General features: G+C 56.0%; 16 protein-coding genes and 1 pseudogene. 7 read left to right on the top strand and 10 right to left on the bottom strand.

Features of this window, described 5'->3' with window-relative positions; all coding sequences use genetic code 11:
* Positions 1-183: 183 nt before the first annotated feature.
* The 3 genes and pseudogenes from DL88_RS20890 to DL88_RS16670 all read right to left on the bottom strand — a co-directional run.
* Positions 184-840: pseudogene (locus DL88_RS20890) on the bottom strand (IS5 family transposase); the annotation flags it as partial.
* A gap of 20 nt (positions 841-860) precedes the next feature.
* Complete coding sequence (locus DL88_RS20465) at positions 861-1,016, bottom strand: hypothetical protein (RefSeq protein ID WP_156971168.1); 156 nt, start codon at positions 1,014-1,016, stop codon at positions 861-863.
* Positions 1,017-1,097: 81 nt separating this feature from the next.
* Positions 1,098-1,988 carry a LysR substrate-binding domain-containing protein gene (locus DL88_RS16670; RefSeq protein WP_034998725.1) on the bottom strand — a complete coding sequence of 297 codons (891 nt, stop codon included), beginning with the start codon at positions 1,986-1,988 and terminating at the stop codon, positions 1,098-1,100.
* A 146-nt stretch (positions 1,989-2,134) separates the two neighbouring features.
* Here DL88_RS16670 and DL88_RS16665 point away from each other — a divergent pair, with 146 nt between their 5' ends.
* From DL88_RS16665 to DL88_RS16650, 4 genes are all read left to right on the top strand, one after another.
* Positions 2,135-2,704, top strand: a complete 570-nt coding sequence (locus DL88_RS16665; protein WP_245270927.1) for a sugar ABC transporter — start codon at positions 2,135-2,137, stop codon at positions 2,702-2,704.
* A gap of 41 nt (positions 2,705-2,745) precedes the next feature.
* Complete coding sequence (locus tag DL88_RS16660) at positions 2,746-3,036, top strand: hypothetical protein (protein WP_245270925.1); 291 nt, start codon at positions 2,746-2,748, stop codon at positions 3,034-3,036.
* Between the two features lie 18 nt (positions 3,037-3,054).
* Positions 3,055-3,897 carry an MBL fold metallo-hydrolase gene (locus DL88_RS16655; protein WP_245270924.1) on the top strand — a complete coding sequence of 281 codons (843 nt, stop codon included), beginning with the start codon at positions 3,055-3,057 and terminating at the stop codon, positions 3,895-3,897.
* Positions 3,898-4,004: 107 nt separating this feature from the next.
* On the top strand, positions 4,005-5,000 hold the full coding sequence (locus tag DL88_RS16650; protein WP_034998720.1) for an aldo/keto reductase: 996 nt from the start codon (positions 4,005-4,007) through the stop codon (positions 4,998-5,000).
* 299 nt (positions 5,001-5,299) lie between these two features.
* On the opposite strand, the gene DL88_RS16645 is transcribed toward DL88_RS16650, so the two are convergent.
* From DL88_RS16645 to DL88_RS16620, 6 genes are all read right to left on the bottom strand, one after another.
* Positions 5,300-7,234, bottom strand: a complete 1,935-nt coding sequence (locus DL88_RS16645; protein WP_051956106.1) for a propionyl-CoA synthetase — start codon at positions 7,232-7,234, stop codon at positions 5,300-5,302.
* 162 nt (positions 7,235-7,396) lie between these two features.
* A complete protein-coding gene (locus DL88_RS16640) occupies positions 7,397-8,176 on the bottom strand; it encodes an enoyl-CoA hydratase-related protein (RefSeq protein ID WP_210165329.1) in 780 nt (259 codons plus the stop codon).
* A gap of 47 nt (positions 8,177-8,223) precedes the next feature.
* Entirely contained in the window at positions 8,224-9,111 is an 888-nt protein-coding gene (gene mmsB, locus DL88_RS16635; protein WP_034998716.1) for a 3-hydroxyisobutyrate dehydrogenase, read from the bottom strand.
* Between the two features lie 40 nt (positions 9,112-9,151).
* On the bottom strand, positions 9,152-10,186 hold the full coding sequence (locus DL88_RS16630) for an enoyl-CoA hydratase/isomerase family protein (RefSeq protein ID WP_034998714.1): 1,035 nt from the start codon (positions 10,184-10,186) through the stop codon (positions 9,152-9,154).
* A gap of 25 nt (positions 10,187-10,211) precedes the next feature.
* The gene (locus DL88_RS16625) at positions 10,212-11,354 is read right to left on the bottom strand and encodes an acyl-CoA dehydrogenase family protein (RefSeq protein ID WP_034998711.1); all 1,143 of its coding nucleotides are present in this window, start codon (positions 11,352-11,354) and stop codon (positions 10,212-10,214) included.
* 16 nt (positions 11,355-11,370) lie between these two features.
* The gene (locus DL88_RS16620) at positions 11,371-12,903 is read right to left on the bottom strand and encodes a CoA-acylating methylmalonate-semialdehyde dehydrogenase (protein WP_051956105.1); all 1,533 of its coding nucleotides are present in this window, start codon (positions 12,901-12,903) and stop codon (positions 11,371-11,373) included.
* Between the two features lie 119 nt (positions 12,904-13,022).
* On the opposite strand from DL88_RS16620, the gene DL88_RS16615 reads away from it, so the two are divergent.
* Positions 13,023-13,934 (top strand): LysR family transcriptional regulator, encoded by a 912-nt coding sequence (locus DL88_RS16615; RefSeq protein WP_034998708.1) that lies wholly within the window; start codon positions 13,023-13,025, stop codon positions 13,932-13,934.
* 144 nt (positions 13,935-14,078) lie between these two features.
* Here DL88_RS16615 and DL88_RS16610 read toward each other — a convergent pair whose 3' ends face one another.
* Positions 14,079-14,969: a LysR family transcriptional regulator gene (locus DL88_RS16610; protein WP_034998754.1), complete on the bottom strand. Its 891-nt coding sequence runs from the start codon at positions 14,967-14,969 to the stop codon at positions 14,079-14,081.
* A gap of 134 nt (positions 14,970-15,103) precedes the next feature.
* On the opposite strand from DL88_RS16610, the gene DL88_RS16605 reads away from it, so the two are divergent.
* Positions 15,104-16,603, top strand: coding sequence for a CoA-acylating methylmalonate-semialdehyde dehydrogenase (locus DL88_RS16605; protein WP_034998705.1), 1,500 nt, complete (start codon positions 15,104-15,106; stop codon positions 16,601-16,603).
* 363 nt (positions 16,604-16,966) lie between these two features.
* The coding region (locus tag DL88_RS16595) for a transposase (RefSeq protein WP_034998700.1) at positions 16,967-17,212 on the top strand (246 nt) is incomplete at its 3' end.

The following is a 17,212-nucleotide window of genomic DNA, read 5'->3' as shown; positions in this document are numbered from 1 at the left end:
AGCTTATTGCAACGGTTGCGTTTTTTAAAAACGATGGGGAGATCGCATTTATCATTTCGCTTTAATAATTATGAGCATAAACTGTGACGGTGGATGCTCGGGACGAGCGCAATGTCTCACTACCTCAACGCGGCAACGGTTCGGCTGTATGGACAGTTATTTTACCCATAGGACGATAGCGGCCTATGTGGCGTCACCGCCCGCTTCGAGATCATTTCCTGCGGTTTTCTTGTAGCGGGCCGCGACACTCCGAAACTGTTTGAGTTCGCTGAAATAGCACTCGATCAGATAGTGGTGACCGTAGAGGTGTTTGTCGAAGAAATATTTGCGCACGCGAGACGTGTTATTGGGGATCACGGAAACAGTATCTTTTACGGCGATTGTCTGGCGCAGAACGTCGGAGTCATGAACGTTGCCAGCCGTGACGACCTTGGCCGGCAAACCTTCAATTAGGACTCACACCTGGGGAGCATCCCCACATTGGCCGGCCGTGACGGCGAAGCGCACAGGGAAGCCCAAGCCCCGGACAGTCATGTGGATCCTGATGCTCAGGCCACCGCGAGAACGACCAATGGCTTGATCTTCAGTCGCTCTTTTTCGCCCTGCCGCATGATGGTGGGCGCGAATAATGGTCGAATCAATGATCGAGTATTCGAAGACAGGATTGCCGGACAGCACCTCGAACAGCTGTCACCAGATCCTTCTGGCACCCCATCGGCTGAAGCGGCGAACGCCGCTGTTCCATTCGCCAAACACTTCAAGTAAGTCGCGCCGGGGCGAGCCTATCCGCACAATCCAAAGCATACCCTCAACGAACCTCCGGTTACCCCGGCCTGTCGAGACCAGCGCAGATATCGGCGTTACGCCACGCACGTATTGGCGATTTCCTCGACACAGTCTGCGGCGCGTGAGCTCGCAAAGAGATGCCACCAGTCAAGGATCAGGGTGATGGGTTCCCGGATGGCGGACTTGATCAGGAATGGCGAGGCCCCCTCGCCATCGTCGAGAAAAGTCATGAGCTTACCTGGGCGTCGTAACAATCACGGCGGCAATTGGGACCTAAATTGTCACGGGCATAGAGGGCACCTTCAAGGCTTTTAACCCGAGGATCGTGCTTCCTCCAGAAGCCAATTCGCAAAAACCCGTATTGGGCCATCACTCAATTGTATCGGCTCCGGCAGGACGAGGCAGAAGGTCTTGGAGATCGACTCCCCATCAGGCCAAGGCGCGATCAAACGACCTTCTGCCAATTCTATTTCCACATAGAGGCGTGGCACCAGCGCAACGCCTAAACCGGCCAACGCGGCTTCGATTTGCATAGAGTGAAGATCATAACGGGCACCAATCGCAGGATTGGTCAGCGCAATCCCGGTTTCCTGCGCATAGCGTTGCCAAGCGTCCGGGTTCTGGCGTCGATGGAGGCGTGGCAGTTCATCCAGGGACGGCACCTCTTCACCTTTCTGGAGAAGCGCCGGATGGCAAACCGGAACCAATGTCTCGCGCAACAGGTGATGCGTTCTCATTCCCGTCCATGCAGGATGCTCGAAATGGATCGCGGCGTCGAAACCGCTTCCCGCAAGCACAAAAGGCTCCATCCGTTCGGCAAGATGCACAATGACGTTCGGGTGCTTTTCCTGAAACCGTGCCAAGCGCGGGATTAGCCAGCGCGTGGCAAATGTGGGGATAGTGGCGATGTCGAGACTGGCGCCGTCACAAGGCTGCCCCATCAGATATTGACTGTCACGCTCAAGTCGGTCGAGTGACTCGCGAACCTGAACCGCATAACGCTCTCCATTCGGCAAAAGCCGAACGCGATTACCGACCCGCTCGAACAACGTCACACCGAGGAAGGTTTCCAGCCGGCTGATCTGGCGGCTAATCGCTCCTTCGGTCAGGGCCAACTCGTCGGCAGCGCGAGCGAAGCTTCCATGGCGAGCCGACGCCTCAAACGCCATGAGTGCGGAATTGCTGGGAATCTTGCGGCGCACGGGCGGCTCCCGACATGACGGTTTGGCATTCGATCCGCCGTCAGCTTGATATTAAGTCACTGAAGCATGAACCAATATCGATATATAGACGATGATTGGAGCCCTATCATGAGAAAACATCAATGATAGACACGGCCTGAAGCGCCATGCTTTCGGTCGAAGGTGGTGCGATGATCTATACAGTAGAATGCAGCTTTGCCGATCCGGACAGCGAAGCGGAATGGAACAACTTTTACAGCCTGGACAAACTACCAGCCCTCCTCTCGGTGAGCGGCTTCCATACCTCGCAGCGTTTCAAGGCGTTGAGCCGTGGCTGCCCGGTCTACCTCGCAATTCATTCGATTGATGGTCTCGGCATCCTGACGGGTGAGGAATACCGCCAAAAAGGCGGCGGCAATTTCGCACGCTGGCAGCAGCACATCACCAACTGGCATCGAAACCTCTATGACGGCATCGATCGAGCGCCAGCAATCGGTGACGGCGAATATCTGGCATCGAGCGTAAATGGCCCCGAACCTCTGATCCGGCTGGGCCTCACACCATACGCAATACACGCGGTCGCACTGGAGAAGTTCCCGGAATACCGTTGGCTCGCCAAGCTGGAGCGCGCCAAGACGCCTGACACCAAGCATCTACCGGAAGATGTCCATGTCTATGCACCGATTACAGCGCAATTGACGAGTGGCAATGACGTCGCTCTCGAGAAGGCGCGGTAGCCCCGATGCCGAATCTTACGATCTTCATCCCCGCAGACAGGATGCCGTCGGACAAAGCACTTGCCGAACTCACGGAGCAATGCACCGAACTCTGCACGGGCATCCTCCACGCCGCATTGGTGAATGTGCATGTCATCTATATCGCCGTTCAGCACGGTCGGGGGCACCCGGTCTCCGCAGAAATCCAATATCGCCTTGAGCCGTTTCGGACGACTCCGGTCATGAAAGAGTTCATGGAACGGCTGGACGACGCCATTAAGGGCAATATCGGCCTCACTGCACGTATCCGTTGCTTTGGCTATGCAGCGTCGAGCATTCACGCGCGCAATTGAGCTGAGATCGAGAGAACGATGATGTCTAATCTTGCATTTCCCGGCCAGCAGGTCGGCGACCTAACAATCACCGCGATCAGCGACGGCTCTCTCAATGCCAGCCTCGACTTTCTCTCGAACATCGACCCGGCTGATGCCTCCCGGATGCAGGAGGATGCGGGGGTAAAAGATTATACCTCGATCCACATCAACTGCTACTTGGTGCGCGGAGGCGGTCGCACGATCCTGATCGACGCCGGCGCGGGTGGTTTCAAGCAGTGGGGTGGTCAACTGAAGACCAATCTGGTGCTCGCTGGCATCCGGCCTTCCGAGATCGACACGATCCTGCTGACACATGCCCATCCCGATCATGTCGGAGGGTTGATGGACTCCTCGGGAGAGGCTGTCTTCCCGAACGCCGAGCTTGTGGTTCACCATCGGGAAGTCTCGTTCTGGCAGGATGACGGCAATCTGAGCCGCGCGCCAGAACACGCCCGTGGCAACTTCCTCGTGGCACGTCGGGCGTTCGACGGCTACCGCGACAGGTTACGCACCTTCGATGCCGGTGAGGTGCTTCCCGGAATGACAGCAGTGCCGCTTCCAGGCCACACGGAAGGCCACACTGGCTATCGTCTCGAATCCGGCGGCCAGAATCTGCTGGTCTGGGGAGATATTGTCCATTTCCCCCAGATTCAGATTCCGCGCCCGGATGTGGCGATCGCGTTCGATCAGGATTCCGATCTCGCAGTAGCAACACGGTCGAGGCTGCTGGACCTCGTAAGCTCTGAACAACTGCTGATCGCTGGTATGCACCTCAGCGAACTCGGTTTCGCGCACATCAAGCGAACGGGCGGGAACTATGGCGTCACTTATGAAGGATGAACATGACGCATTCACCGCTTGCTGAATCAGTGTGAAGGAATGGCAGGCGTGATGCCATGGGGCAGGACGAAAAATCAAAGGGTTGCAACGCCCAATAAGGAACAGCCATGGACTATGTAAAACTCGGTTCGACCGGTCTCGATGTCTCGCGTCTCTGCCTGGGGTGCATGACCTTCGGCGTTCCAGATGCGGGCGTTCACAGTTGGACACTCGGAGAGGCTGACAGCCGACCAATCATCAAGCGGGCAGTCGAGCTAGGGATCAATTTCTTCGACACCGCCAACAGCTATTCAGCGGGCACCTCCGAGATGATCATCGGCAAGCTCCTCAAGGAGTTCACCCACCGAGAGGAAGTCGTTATCGCAACCAAGGTGTTCTTTTCGGAACGTATGGTGGAGGGTGGCGCGGCGCCCAACCGCAAGGGCCTTTCACGCAAGGCGATCATGACCGAAATCGATGCAAGCCTCACACGCCTTGGAACCGACTATGTCGACCTCTATCAGATCCATCGATGGGACTATGACACTCCGATCGAAGAAACGATGGAAGCCCTTCATGACATCGTGAAGGCCGGCAAGGCCCGATATATAGGGGCCTCATCAATGTTTGCATGGCAATTTGCCAAGGCGCAGGAGGTTGCGCGTGTCAACAGCTGGACACGCTTCGTCACCATGCAAAACTACGTCAACCTGCTTTACCGCGAGGAAGAACGCGAGATGATCCCTCTCTGTAAGGACCAAGGGGTAGGACTCATTCCATGGAGTCCTATGGCCCGTGGCCGGCTGACGCGCCCCCCTGGCGAGCAGACGAAACGCAGCGAAAGTGATGCTTTTGGCAGGTCGCTCTACGCGGCGACCGAAGATGCGGATAATGCAGTGATCCGCGCCGTTGAGCGCGTCGCTCGTTTGCGTGGCGTGCCTATGGCGCAGATTGCGCTTGCCTGGGTTCTGGCCAAGCCCAAGGTGTCGGCGCCAATCGTCGGCGCCTCCAAGCCCCATCATCTCGACGATGCTATCTCAGCCCTGGAGATCGTGTTGACAAATGATGAGATCACAACCCTCGAGGCGGACTATGTGCCGCATCCCGTCACCGGGTTCGAATGAACAAACCATTGATAATTTTATGCAAATGTAGGTCGAGAGAATGTCTACAGGCATGTTGGCCTGCCCCCAGAAAAAGGGAATCGGACACAGATTGACCACAATCAACCAGCCCTGGAGCAATGACCGGGCTGGCTTCAGGCTCGGGCAAGAGTAGCGTGCTAGCGAATCCGGCGAAGTCCAAGTCGAGCGTATGAATTCCTCAACACGTACAACTTCTTTCTCTGCAAGAAACCTCATCCGTCGCGGCTATGCAGCGATAAACCTTCAGAAGTTACAATCAAAATCGTTAACAGAGGCTACTAGATTGTGCCACTCTCACGCATTGGAGAGATTCCGGCCGCATGCATGGCGTGGATGATCTCGTCAAGGATAGCCGGATCGTCGATCGTTGCTGGAATTGCCGTTTTCTCGCCCTCGGCAATCGAACGCAATAATTTTCGTAAAATCTTGCCTGAGCGTGTCTTCGGCAATCTATCGACAATCAGGACGTGTTTGAAACTCGCCACAGCGCCAATTCGGCTACGGACCAATGCGATGATTTCTTCTTCGATAAGGATACCGTCAACGGCGCAATTGGCCTTCAGCACGATGAGACCGATCGGAATCTGACCACGTAATTCATCGGCGATACCGACGACCGCACATTCGGCAACGGCTGGATGTTCAGCCACGACTTCTTCCATCGCTCCGGTAGACAGCCGGTGGGCGGCGACATTGATAACATCATCGGTTCGCGCCATGACGTGAGTGTGGCCGTCGTCATCAATGAACCCGGCATCACCGGTTTGATAATAGCCAGGAAATTCCGTCATATAGGAATCAACAAACCGTTGATCCGCGTTCCACAATGTCGTCAAGGAGCCTGGTGGCAATGGAAGTTTGATCACGAGATTGCCGATTGTGCCAGCGGATACAGGATTGTGGTTGAAATCTAAAGCTTCTATACGCCATCCCGGTACGGCGGGGCCAACAGAGCCGGGTTTGACCCTGATCTGGCTGATACCAAAGCAATGAGCGGCCACCGGCCAGCCCGTCTCGGTCTGCCACCAATGATCAATTACCGGCACTTTCAGCAATTCCTGCGCCCAGGTGAGCGTCGAAGGATCGCAACGCTCGCCTGCCAGAAACAGCGCCCGGAAATCCCCGAGAGATGCCCGGTTGAACAAAGTCGCGTCTGGATCTTGCTGGCGGATCACCCTGAAAGTGGTCGGAGCCGTAAACAAAACTTTCACGGCATGCTGAGAGATGACACGCCAAAAAGCGCCAGCATCGGGCGTGCCCACAGGCTTGCCCTCATAAAGTATACTGGTGCAGCCTTGCAGGAGCGGCCCATAGACCGTGTAGGAATGACCGACTGCCCAGCCTATATCGGAGGCGGCCCAAAATACTTCGCCAGGCGTGATATTGTAGATATTCGACATGCTCCATTGCAGGGCGACGGCGTAACCGCCGTGGTCGCGCACCACACCCTTCGGCGCACCTGTTGTTCCTGAACTATAAAGAATGTAGAGCGGATCCGTTGCCAGGGTCGAGGTACACGGGACGGCCGTACTTGCCGCAAGCGCATTCTGCCATTCAATATCGCGACCGGGAACAAGACGAGCTTCCAGCATCGGGCGTTGAAGAATGATGCAATGGACGGGCGGTGTGGCAGAGAGTTCTAACGCGACGTCAAGCAGATTTTTGTAAGGGATCAATTTGCTGCCATCGATCCCGCAGGAGGCAGAAACAACGAGCTTAGGCTTGGTATCATCAATACGTTTGGCCAGTTCACTCGCTGCGAAACCACCGAACACGACCGAGTGAATCGCACCGATCCGCGCGCATGCCAACATGGCTATGACGGCTTCCGGCACCATGGGCATATAGATGATGATGCGATCGCCACGAGTCACACCAAAATGGGCTAGAGCACCTGCGAAATGCGCTACGGCATTGGTCAGCTCGGTATAGGTGAAGCTTTTGATTGTATCGGTAACGGGACTATCATAGATAAGGGCCGTACGATCACCATGGCCTGCCGCGACATGGCGATCAAGTGCATTATAACAGATATTCAGCTCTCCACCCGGAAACCAACGATAGAATGGCGGATGCGTGTCATCGAGCACACGGTCATAAGGTTTTTGCCATTCGAGCTCTGCTGCCGCAGTGCCCCAAAATCCCTCTGGGTCATTGATGGAAGTACGATATATCACATCGATTTGCGTATCACTGAGACCCTGTGTCTCCATGACAAGCTTCCTCCCTATCGGTTTCTATCCCATATGATTTTTGTTTATGCTTGTAGGCTCAAGGAAATGCCCATGAGAGCATGGCCATTGAACCTTTTTTGAAGGGTACTATTCTTCTGAAAGACAAAAGGAACCCACGGATAGGTTACACAAGATTCAGCATTATTGATTCTTAAAGACAGGAGGCCGCTTTTCGAGAAAGGCAACCATTCCTTCCTTCTGATCTTGCGTCGCGAAGCTTGCATGGAAGAGACGGCGCTCAGCCTTCAATCCTTCCGAGAGGGTAGTTTCAAACGCACTATCGACCGCTTCCCGCGCCAGCATGGCGATGGGAGAGGAAAGGCTTGCAATTTTTTCGGCGAGTTTCAGCGCCTCAGGCACAAGATCCGCCAGTGGCACGATGCGGCTGACCATGCCTGAGCGCTCCGCCTCTTCCGCATCGAGGTGACGGCCGGTCAAAATCAGGTCCATGGCTTTGTATTTGCCAATGGCGCGCGTAAGGCGCTGTGTACCACCCCACCCTGGAATCGTGCCAATAGTGATTTCTGGCTGACCGAATTTGGCATTATCAGCCGCGAGAATGATGTCGCACATGAGAGCAAGCTCGCAACCACCACCCAGTGCATAGCCTGCGACTGCGGCAATGGAAGGCTTGCGAAAAGAGCCGAGACGCTGCCAACGCGAGCCGCCAATATCGGTAGAAAAGACCTCCGTAAAGCGCTTATCGGCCATTTCCTTGATATCGGCGCCAGCGGCAAAGGCTTTCCCGTTGCCTGTCACCACGACAACGCTGAGGCTAGGATCTGCCTCGATCAGCGCCAGTACCGTCTCAAGTTCAGCGATCATGGCATTGCACAGAGCGTTCAAAACCTTCGGCCGGTTGAAGGTAATGAGTGCGACGGCCCCCTTACGCTCGGCGATGATATGCTCGAAATTGTGTATGCGATCCATGGTATTTCCCTGAGCACGAAGCTGAATCGGAGAGGATTTCAGGTTAGGCCGCGCAAGAGATGAATGATTCCGGAAAAATCATCGCCACTATGCCCAGCTGCGGCAAACAGGCTGTAGAGCTGCTGTGCCTGTGCCCCCAGGGGTGTTGCTGCGCCCGATTGCTGGGCTGCGCTTTGCGCTAGCGTCAGATCCTTCAGCATCAGATTGACGCCGAAGCCAGGCTTATATTGATGATTGGCAGGGCTTGCCGGCACCGGACCCGGCACGGGGCAATAAGTCGTCAGGGACCAGCATTGGCCGGATGATGTCGAAGCCACATCATAAAGAGCCTGTGCGTCAAGACCAAGTTTCTCTCCAAGGACAAAGGCTTCGCATACGCCGATCATGGAAATGCCGAGGATCATGTTATTGCAGAGTTTGGCTGCTTGCCCTGCTCCAGCCTGGCCGCAACGGATGATTTTTTTGCCCATCGCCTCAAGGACCGGCTTGGCGCGCTCAAAAGCCTCGATTGTGCCGCCGGTCATAAAGGTCAGGGTTCCAGCCGCCGCGCCACCGACACCTCCCGAGACCGGCGCATCGAGAGATGCAAACCCGGCTTCCTGCGCCAGGCGATGAGCGGTCCGGGCAGATTCAATGTCGATTGTCGAGGAATCGATCAGCAGCGCACCAGGCGTTGCAGCTTGCAGCACACCGCCTTCACGATAAACATTCAGCAAATGCTTACCAGCAGGAAGCATAGTGAAGATAAATTCAGCGTCCTTCACCGCCTCCGCAGCATTGGCGCAGGCACGCAAGCCGAGCTTGGCGGCGGCCCGCAGTAAATCGTCTGAGAGATCAAATCCCGACACGCTATGCCCCACGCGTACGAGATTTGCGGCCATGGGCCCGCCCATATGACCAAGCCCGATAAAGCCGATTGACGCCATTGTCCCCTCCCCTTGGATTCTTCAATTTTGGTTTTGTCCATCAAGCCGGATCAAAATGCGCGGCTACCGTTGCCGCGTCGATCTCGGTTAAGGTCGCTGGCTGCCATTTGGGATTCCGGTCCTTGTCGATAATCTGTGCCCGCACGCCCTCGTAAAAATCATGGCCGCGCAAAATCTGGAGACCAGCGCGCAGTTCCATCTCCAGGCAGGCGCTGAGCGAAGAAAGCTTACGGGCGCGCCGCAGGGCGGCCAAAGTCACTTTCACACTGGTTGGTGAACGCTCAAGAAGTGTATTCGCGACTGTATCACCCCAATCGGTCCTGAGAGCCTTGGCTGCCGCGATCATGGATTCGGCGTCATCACCCTGGAAAACTTTGTCTATATCGGCGCGCTGAAGGGAAAGAGAACTTGTCTCCGTCTTGACCGCCGCTTCCTGCAAGAGTGCCGACACCTCATCGCTGCTGGCAATGTCAGCCAGTGTGTCAATTAAGGATTGAAGCTGGTTGGATGGAACCAGAATGTCGGCGAAACCGGTATAGAGCGCATCGGCCGCCCCGAAGGCGGTGCCGGTGAGGCCGAGGAAGGTGCCCGTTTCACCAGGCGCATGCGACAAAAGCCAGGTGCCGCCAACGTCGGGAAGGAAGCCGATCCCGACTTCGGGCATTGCGAGCTTGCTGCGTTCAGTCACGATGCGGTGACGTGCATGGGCGGAAAGACCAATGCCGCCACCCATGACGAGACCATCCATCAAGGCGACATAAGGCTTTGGATAGCGGGCGATCGCGTCATTCAACGTATATTCATCACGCCAGAATGTTTCGGCTTGACCGTCGCCAGCCTTGCCACTCGTGTAGAGAGCACGGATATCGCCGCCTGCGCAAAGGCCGAGCTCGCCGGCCCCCATAAGGATGATCACATAGATATCAGGATCCTCGGACCATATCCTGAGTTGATGTGAAATTGCCAAAACCATCGGGCCCGTCAGCGCATTGATGGTTTGCGGCCGATTGAGCATGATCACACCGGCATGACCATGCTGGGAGAAGAGTACGTCCGTGAAGGGCACAGAGCTCATCAATCATCCTGTCTGACAGAAGGTATCAACGGCCGAGCAATGCACGGGCAATGATGACACGCATAATTTCATTGGTACCTTCGAGAATCTGATGGACACGCAAGTCGCGCACGATCTTCTCGATGCCATATTCCGCTAGATATCCGTAGCCGCCATGGAGCTGCAAAGCCTCATTGGCCACCGAAAAGCCGATATCCGTGGCAAACCTTTTGGCCATGGCGCAAGTCATCGTGGCATCAGGCAATTTTTCATCGAGCATATGCGCCGCATGGTGCAAAAAGATCCGTGCGGCGGCGAGATCAGTCGCCATATCGGCGATACGGAATTGCAGGGCCTGAAAACGGTCAAGCGTTGAGCCAAAGGCGCTGCGCTCGCTCATGTATCGTATCGATTTATCGAGCGCCGATTGTGCTCCGCCGATTGAACAGGCTGCTATGTTCAAGCGGCCGCCGTCAAGCCCGGCCATGGCAATCTTGAACCCATCGCCTTCCGCGCCGAGAAGATGGCTGACGGGCACGGCGACATTGTCAAAATTGACCGTACGCGTCGGCTGCGTATTCCATCCCATCTTGCGTTCATTGGAACCGAAGGAGACGCCCTCCATATCCTTGAAGATTACCAGGGCGGAAATGCCTTTCGGTCCCTCGGCACCGGTACGGGCCATGACGATGTAAACGTCGCTGGAACCTGCGCCGGAGATGAATTGCTTGGTGCCGTTGACGATGAAATAATCACCGTCGCGCACGGCGCGAGTACGCAAGGCCGCAGCATCCGATCCAACGGAAGGTTCGGTCAGACAATAGCTGCCGACCCAATCCATTCGGCAAAGGCGCGGCACCCATTCGGTTCGCTGGGCGGGAGCGCCATAAGAGGCAATCATCCAAGCCACCATATTGTGGATGGACAGGAAAGCCGCTGTCGAAGGACAGGCCTTGGCCAGGGCCTCGAAAATCACAACGGCATCGATCCGCTTGAGCCCCGAGCCGCCAATGTCTTCGTCAACATAAATTCCGGCCATGCCAAGATTTGCGGCATGACGCAAAGTATCATGCGGAAAATGCTTCTTTTCGTCCCATTCGAGTGCATAAGGCGCGATATGCTCCTCACCGAAGCTCCGCGCCATTTCCTCGATGGCGCCTTGCTCCTCGGTCAATTGCCAATGCGTCATGAGTGGCCTCGGCGCTTTAATTCATGGTCGGAATGACGAAACTTGCTCCATCCTTGATGCCGGACGGCCAACGTGACGTCACCGTCTTGGTCTTCGTGTAAAAGCGGATGGCATCGGGGCCATGCTGGTTGAGATCACCGAAAGCCGACCGTTTCCAGCCGCCGAATGTGTAGTAAGCGAGCGGCACGGGGATCGGCACATTCACGCCAACCATGCCGACTTGGACCTTGCTGACGAAATCGCGTGCGGCATCGCCATCGCGCGTGAAGATCGCAACGCCGTTGCCATATTCATGCTCGTTTGTCATGCGCAGGGCTTGTTCGTAATTCGCCGCGCGAGCAACTGCCAGGACGGGTCCAAAAACTTCTTCCCGGTAAATGCGCATTTTCGGTGTGACATGGTCAAATAGAGAGCCGCCCATGTAAAAGCCTTTTTCATAGCCCTGCATAGTGAAGCCACGCCCATCCACACGCAATGTCGCCCCTTCCTGAACCCCGAGATCGACATAATTGCGAACACGGTCCACAGCCTCGCGGCTGATGAGAGGCCCGAAATCAGCATCATCGTCATTGGACGGACCAATCCGCAGATTTTCAACGCGCGGCACCAGACGCTCCAGCAGAGCCTCCGCAGTTTGTTCGCCGATCGGTACGGCGACTGAAATAGCCATGCAGCGTTCGCCAGCCGACCCATAGCCCGCGCCAACCAGCGCATCGGTCGCCTGATCGAGATCAGCATCGGGCATGATGATCATGTGATTTTTGGCGCCACCAAAACATTGCACCCGTTTGCCTGCGGTGCAGCCTTTTGAATAAATATATTCAGCGATCGCAGTCGAACCGACGAAACCCACAGCTTTGATATCTGGATGTTCAAGGATGGCATCGACGACATCCTTGTTTCCATGAACGACATTTAAAATGCCAGCGGGCAGGCCCGCTTCCAGCATCAGCTCGGCAAGCCGCAGCGGTACCGAAGGCGTCCGTTCAGAAGGCTTGAGGATGAAAGCATTTCCGCAAGCGATCGCCGGCGCGAATTTCCACATCGGAATCATGGCGGGAAAATTGAACGGCGTGATGCCGGCCACAACACCGAGCGGCTGACGCATCGAGTAAATGTCGATGCCCGGGCCGGCTCCTTCAGTGTATTCACCTTTCAGCAAATGTGGAATGCCGCAGGTAAATTCGACGACTTCGAGACCACGCTGGATATCACCACGTGCATCGGGAATAGTCTTGCCGTGCTCGGCAGCCAGCAGTTCAGCCAAGGCGGTATAATCACGCTGGATCAGCCGCAGAAACTCCATCATTACGCGGCTGCGTTTTTGCGGGTTCAGCGCCGCCCAAGCCGGTTGAGCCGCTTTGGCATTTTCGACGGCTGCATTGAGTTCAGCCCGGCCGGCCAGCGGAACGCGAGCCGAGATCTCTCCGGTCATTGGTGTAAAAACATCGGCGAATTGGCCCGATTTGCCAGCGATGTGCTGACCACCAATGAAATGGTTGAGCTCGATCGTCACGATGGGTTTCCTCTTCTTTAATGGGCGGATCATCCGCCTTTTCTGCGCCTTGCGGGGCTTTATCGGAGGTAAGTCTATATTGGTGAATCTCACAAACAATGCGATAAATTCGCATTCTAATGTGCATAGATTCACATACTGATGAGGCCGGAGTGAGCGATTTTGATTGGAATCATTTACGCTCGTTTTTGACAGTCGCGCGTACCGGACGCCTGACAATTTCCGCACGCAAGCTCGGTATTGATCATACGACACTCGGCCGCCGTATCGCTGGCCTGGAAGAGGCCCTCAAGGTCCAATTATTCGAGCGTCATCCAACCGGATACCGGCTGACCAACGCCGGAGAACGGCTGCTGTATTCGGCGGAAGCGATGGAAAGCATTGCACTGAACGCGCAGAAACAGATCGGCGGAGAGGATCTGTCCGTGACCGGTGCCGTGCGCATTGGCGCGCCCGAAGGGTTCGGCAGCGATTTCCTAGCTTCGCGCATCGCGACTCTCTGCCGTAAGCATCCGCAACTGGAAATTCAGATCGTCGCCATGCCACGTCTGTTCAGCCTGTCAAAGCGCGAAGCCGATATAGCCATCGGTCTTTCCCGTCCACGCGAAGGCCGGCTCGTCACACGTAAACTCATCGATTATCGTTTGCGGCTTTATGCATCATCAAACTATCTGGCGACAGTGCCGCCCGTACACTCAGTTGAAGATCTACGTGGCTGCCGTTTTATCGGCTATATCGATGATCTGATCTATAGTCAGCAGCTCGATTATCTCGGTGAGATCGCCAATTTCCTGTCACCCCAGTTTAAAAGTTCCAATCTGATTGCACAGCTGAATGCGACAATCAAAGGGGCCGGGATTTGCGTATTGCCCGATTTCATTGCCCTCGGCCGCGAAGAGCTTGTTCCGGTTCTGGCCGGTGAGATCAGTTTGATACGCTCGTTTTGGCTGATTACTCATGCCGATTTACGTAGCCTGGCCAGGATCAAGACAGTTTCCGCCTTCATCAGCAGCGAAGTCAAGGCCGCTCAAGCCTTGTTCAGGCCGACTGATGACACATTCTGAAATCTCCGCAAACAGACTTGCCAAGAAACTGAAACGTTCCTCCGGAGACAATTTCAAGGGCCAGCATTTCACGGACTGGCTAATCCTACGGGTCGTTTCCTAGTATCTGCGCTATCCTTTCAGCTACCAGGATCTTGTATAACCTCACCCGGCGATAAAGAGACGGCGTTCTTCCCGGAAGCGACTGGCAAGGAAGCCACGCAGCGCCGCTATCCGCCGCACCTCTGCCGTGTCTGGGTGCGCCAGAAGAAAATAGGATCGCCGGAACGTAATTTCGGGGAGGATCCGCACTAAACTCTCCTCATGCCGGCTGGCGGCGAAATCATGCAGCACGCCAATTCCGACACCGGCGCACACGGCCTCCATCTGCCCCATGACGCTGGCGCAGCGAAACTGCCTCGTGCTGTGTTTTTCAAGCATATCGGAATAATCAAGCGCCGAGGCATAAGCGAGATCCTCTACGCCCGTTACCACCACATGATCGCTAAATGTTTCCAGGCTTTGCGGCGTTCCGTAACGCTCAAGATAGGAGCGCGCGGCATAGACTCCGAGCGTGTAATCGGTCAAGCGCGAGACCCGCAGACGTCCCTCCGTCGGCCGATCGAGGACGATGGCGAGATCGGCCTCACGTCGCGACAGTGAAAAGACGCGCGGCAAAGGCACGAGTTCCACCGTGAGATGAGGATGCTGCATCGCAAGACGGCCGAGTTCAGCCGCCAGGAAATAATTGCCGAGACCATCGGGCGCTCCGATGCGCACGGTACCGGCGACTTCCGCGACCGCCGCCCGGAAGCTTTCGGCAATATCCTGCATCTCGGTCTCGACCCGTTCGGCGGCAGGAAGCAGCCGTTCTCCTGCTTCCGTCAGCATACAGCCGGCCGGCCGGCGATCGAAGAGCGGCGTGCCGAGCGCCTCCTCCAAGGCATCCAGCCGGCGCGCGACCGTGGCATGGTTCAGGCCCAGGCGCCTTGCAGATGCAAGCAGCTGCCCATAGCGCGCGATGGCCAGAAAGATGCGCAAATGATCCCAATCCATGACTTTAAATCCCGCACAATGAATATGCGGAAAATAGCATTGAAGATGATTGTTTAAAGCGCGAAGACCAATGCGCAGCGCATTTTGCCTTTCGCGCGAGGCCAAACCCAAAACATTTTAGAGGAGGAAGACCAATGCCCATGGCAATCGACCATTTCATTGCAGGCCAAAAAGTGCCTGGAAAAAGCGGCCGTACTGCTCCCGTGTTTAATCCGGCCACCGGTCTGCAATCGGGTGAAGTGGCACTCGCCTCGACCAATGAAGTGCGCGCGGCAGTGGAAGCCGCCGTTGCCGCCGCTCCGGAATGGGCCGCGACGACACCTCTGCGGCGCGCTCGCATCCTCAACAAATTCCTCACTATTCTGAACGAACGGATCGACAAACTCGCCGCCGTCATCACATCCGAGCATGGCAAGGTCCTGTCCGACGCCAGGGGCGAGATCCAGCGCGGCATGGAAGTCGTCGAATTCGCCACCGCCGCTCCACAATTGCTGAAAGGTGAGTTTACGGAGGATGTCGGAACGCGTGTGGATAGTCATGCCATGCGTCAACCTCTTGGTGTTGTCGCCGGCATCACGCCCTTCAATTTTCCGGCGATGGTGCCGATGTGGATGTTCCCCGTGGCGCTTGCCTGCGGCAATACATTCATCCTGAAACCCTCCGAGCGCGATCCCTCCGCCTCGCTTCTCCTCGCCGAATGGCTGAAGGAATCCGGCCTTCCCGATGGCGTGTTCAATGTCATCCAGGGAGACAAAGAAGCTGTCGACGCACTGCTCAATGATCCCGACATACAGGCAGTGAGCTTCGTAGGCTCCACGCCCATTGCCCGCTATATCTACGAGACAGCGGCGCGTACCGGAAAACGCGCTCAGGCGCTCGGCGGCGCCAAGAACCATATGATCATCATGCCCGATGCAGACATGGAGCAGACGGTCGATGCCCTCATGGGTGCCGCCTATGGCTCGGCGGGCGAGCGGTGCATGGCCATCTCCGTCGCCGTGCCGGTCGGTGAAAAAACCGCCGAAACGCTGCTTGCGAAACTGGAACCCCGTGTACGCGCGCTAAAGATTGGCCCCGGCACGGATCCTGAAGCCGAGATGGGGCCGCTCGTGACCAGACAGCACCTCGACAAAGTGTCGGGCTATGTGGACCAGGGTGTCGCCGAAGGCGCGAAGCTGATCGTCGACGGGCGCGGCGTCAAATTGCAGGGATATGAAGACGGTTATTTCATTGGTGGAACATTATTCGATCATGTGACGCCAAACATGAAGATCTATAAGGAAGAGATCTTCGGCCCCGTCCTCGCCGTGGTGCGTGCCGACACATATGCGACCGCCGCGCGGCTCATCAACGAGCATGAATTCGGCAATGGCACCGCCATATTCACACGAGATGGTGATGCGGCGCGCGAATTCGCCCATTCAATCAAGGTCGGAATGGTCGGGATCAATGTCCCCATCCCCGTGCCCATGGCCTTTCATTCCTTTGGCGGCTGGAAAGCCTCGTTGTTTGGCGATCATCACATGCACGGACCGGAGGGCGTGCGCTTCTATACGCGGCTGAAGACTATCACGACCCGCTGGCCCACGGGAATTCGCGCCGGTGCCGAATTCTCCATGCCGACCATGAAGTAAATTCAATCAGGCTGACATCAGTTTTCGTTCAATAATGCCAATTGATTGAGGGTTTTCAACCGCGTCGATCATGAAAGTGAACAAAACGCCAGACGAGCCTCTCTCGATCAATGCGATCGAGAGAGGCTCCATCCTTTTGCACCCGTGTAGATCGCTGGTAGACCAAAGGCTGTTATCCTCCCACATGACCGTTCTTTTTGGATGCGATCAACTGAATAACGGAACCGACATCTTCAGGGCAATGATATCGGAGGCCAAAGTCTCCATTCGCTTCTAGGTCCTGTTGACGAATAGGATTCCCAAGTTGCGAAGGTTCTGATTCAAAGTCGCTTTCAGAAGGAGGCGACTTTGATTCGTGGGCTGATGTCGGATGAAGAATGGGCCTGTCTTGAGCCGTTCGTGACGCGGCGCGGGCCGCATAGCGGGCGACGTGCGAAGGACCATCGCCTTGTTCTTGATGGTATTTTCTGGATTTCCCGCACGGGCGTGCAATGGCGCGATTTGCACGAGCATTTCGGCAAATGGTCATCAGTTTATCGCCAGTTTCGGCGCTGGACGCTGGCTGGATTGTGGGAAACGCTGCTCGAAGCCTTGAATGAGACCGAAGGT

This window comes from Beijerinckia mobilis (assembly GCF_000745425.1).
Classification (GTDB): Bacteria; Pseudomonadota; Alphaproteobacteria; order Rhizobiales; family Beijerinckiaceae; genus Beijerinckia; species Beijerinckia mobilis.
Note: the sequence above shows the minus strand (reverse complement) of the source record. Positions and strands in the feature narration are given on the sequence as shown.

What these genes read in the sequence shown, in the direction of transcription:
- DL88_RS20465 (WP_156971168.1), bottom strand. Translation starts at nt 1,016, where the DNA reads ATGACTTTTCTCGACGATGGCGAGGGGGCCTCGCCATTCCTGATCAAG.
- DL88_RS16665 (WP_245270927.1), top strand. Translation starts at nt 2,135, where the DNA reads ATGCTTTCGGTCGAAGGTGGTGCGATGATCTATACAGTAGAATGCAGC.
- DL88_RS16660 (WP_245270925.1), top strand. Translation starts at nt 2,746, where the DNA reads ATGCCGTCGGACAAAGCACTTGCCGAACTCACGGAGCAATGCACCGAA.
- DL88_RS16655 (WP_245270924.1), top strand. Translation starts at nt 3,055, where the DNA reads ATGATGTCTAATCTTGCATTTCCCGGCCAGCAGGTCGGCGACCTAACA.
- DL88_RS16650 (WP_034998720.1), top strand. Translation starts at nt 4,005, where the DNA reads ATGGACTATGTAAAACTCGGTTCGACCGGTCTCGATGTCTCGCGTCTC.
- DL88_RS16645 (WP_051956106.1), bottom strand. Translation starts at nt 7,234, where the DNA reads ATGGAGACACAGGGTCTCAGTGATACGCAAATCGATGTGATATATCGT.
- mmsB (WP_034998716.1), bottom strand. Translation starts at nt 9,111, where the DNA reads ATGGCGTCAATCGGCTTTATCGGGCTTGGTCATATGGGCGGGCCCATG.
- DL88_RS16630 (WP_034998714.1), bottom strand. Translation starts at nt 10,186, where the DNA reads ATGAGCTCTGTGCCCTTCACGGACGTACTCTTCTCCCAGCATGGTCAT.
- DL88_RS16625 (WP_034998711.1), bottom strand. Translation starts at nt 11,354, where the DNA reads ATGACGCATTGGCAATTGACCGAGGAGCAAGGCGCCATCGAGGAAATG.
- DL88_RS16620 (WP_051956105.1), bottom strand. Translation starts at nt 12,903, where the DNA reads ATGATCCGCCCATTAAAGAAGAGGAAACCCATCGTGACGATCGAGCTC.
- DL88_RS16610 (WP_034998754.1), bottom strand. Translation starts at nt 14,969, where the DNA reads ATGGATTGGGATCATTTGCGCATCTTTCTGGCCATCGCGCGCTATGGG.
- DL88_RS16605 (WP_034998705.1), top strand. Translation starts at nt 15,104, where the DNA reads ATGCCCATGGCAATCGACCATTTCATTGCAGGCCAAAAAGTGCCTGGA.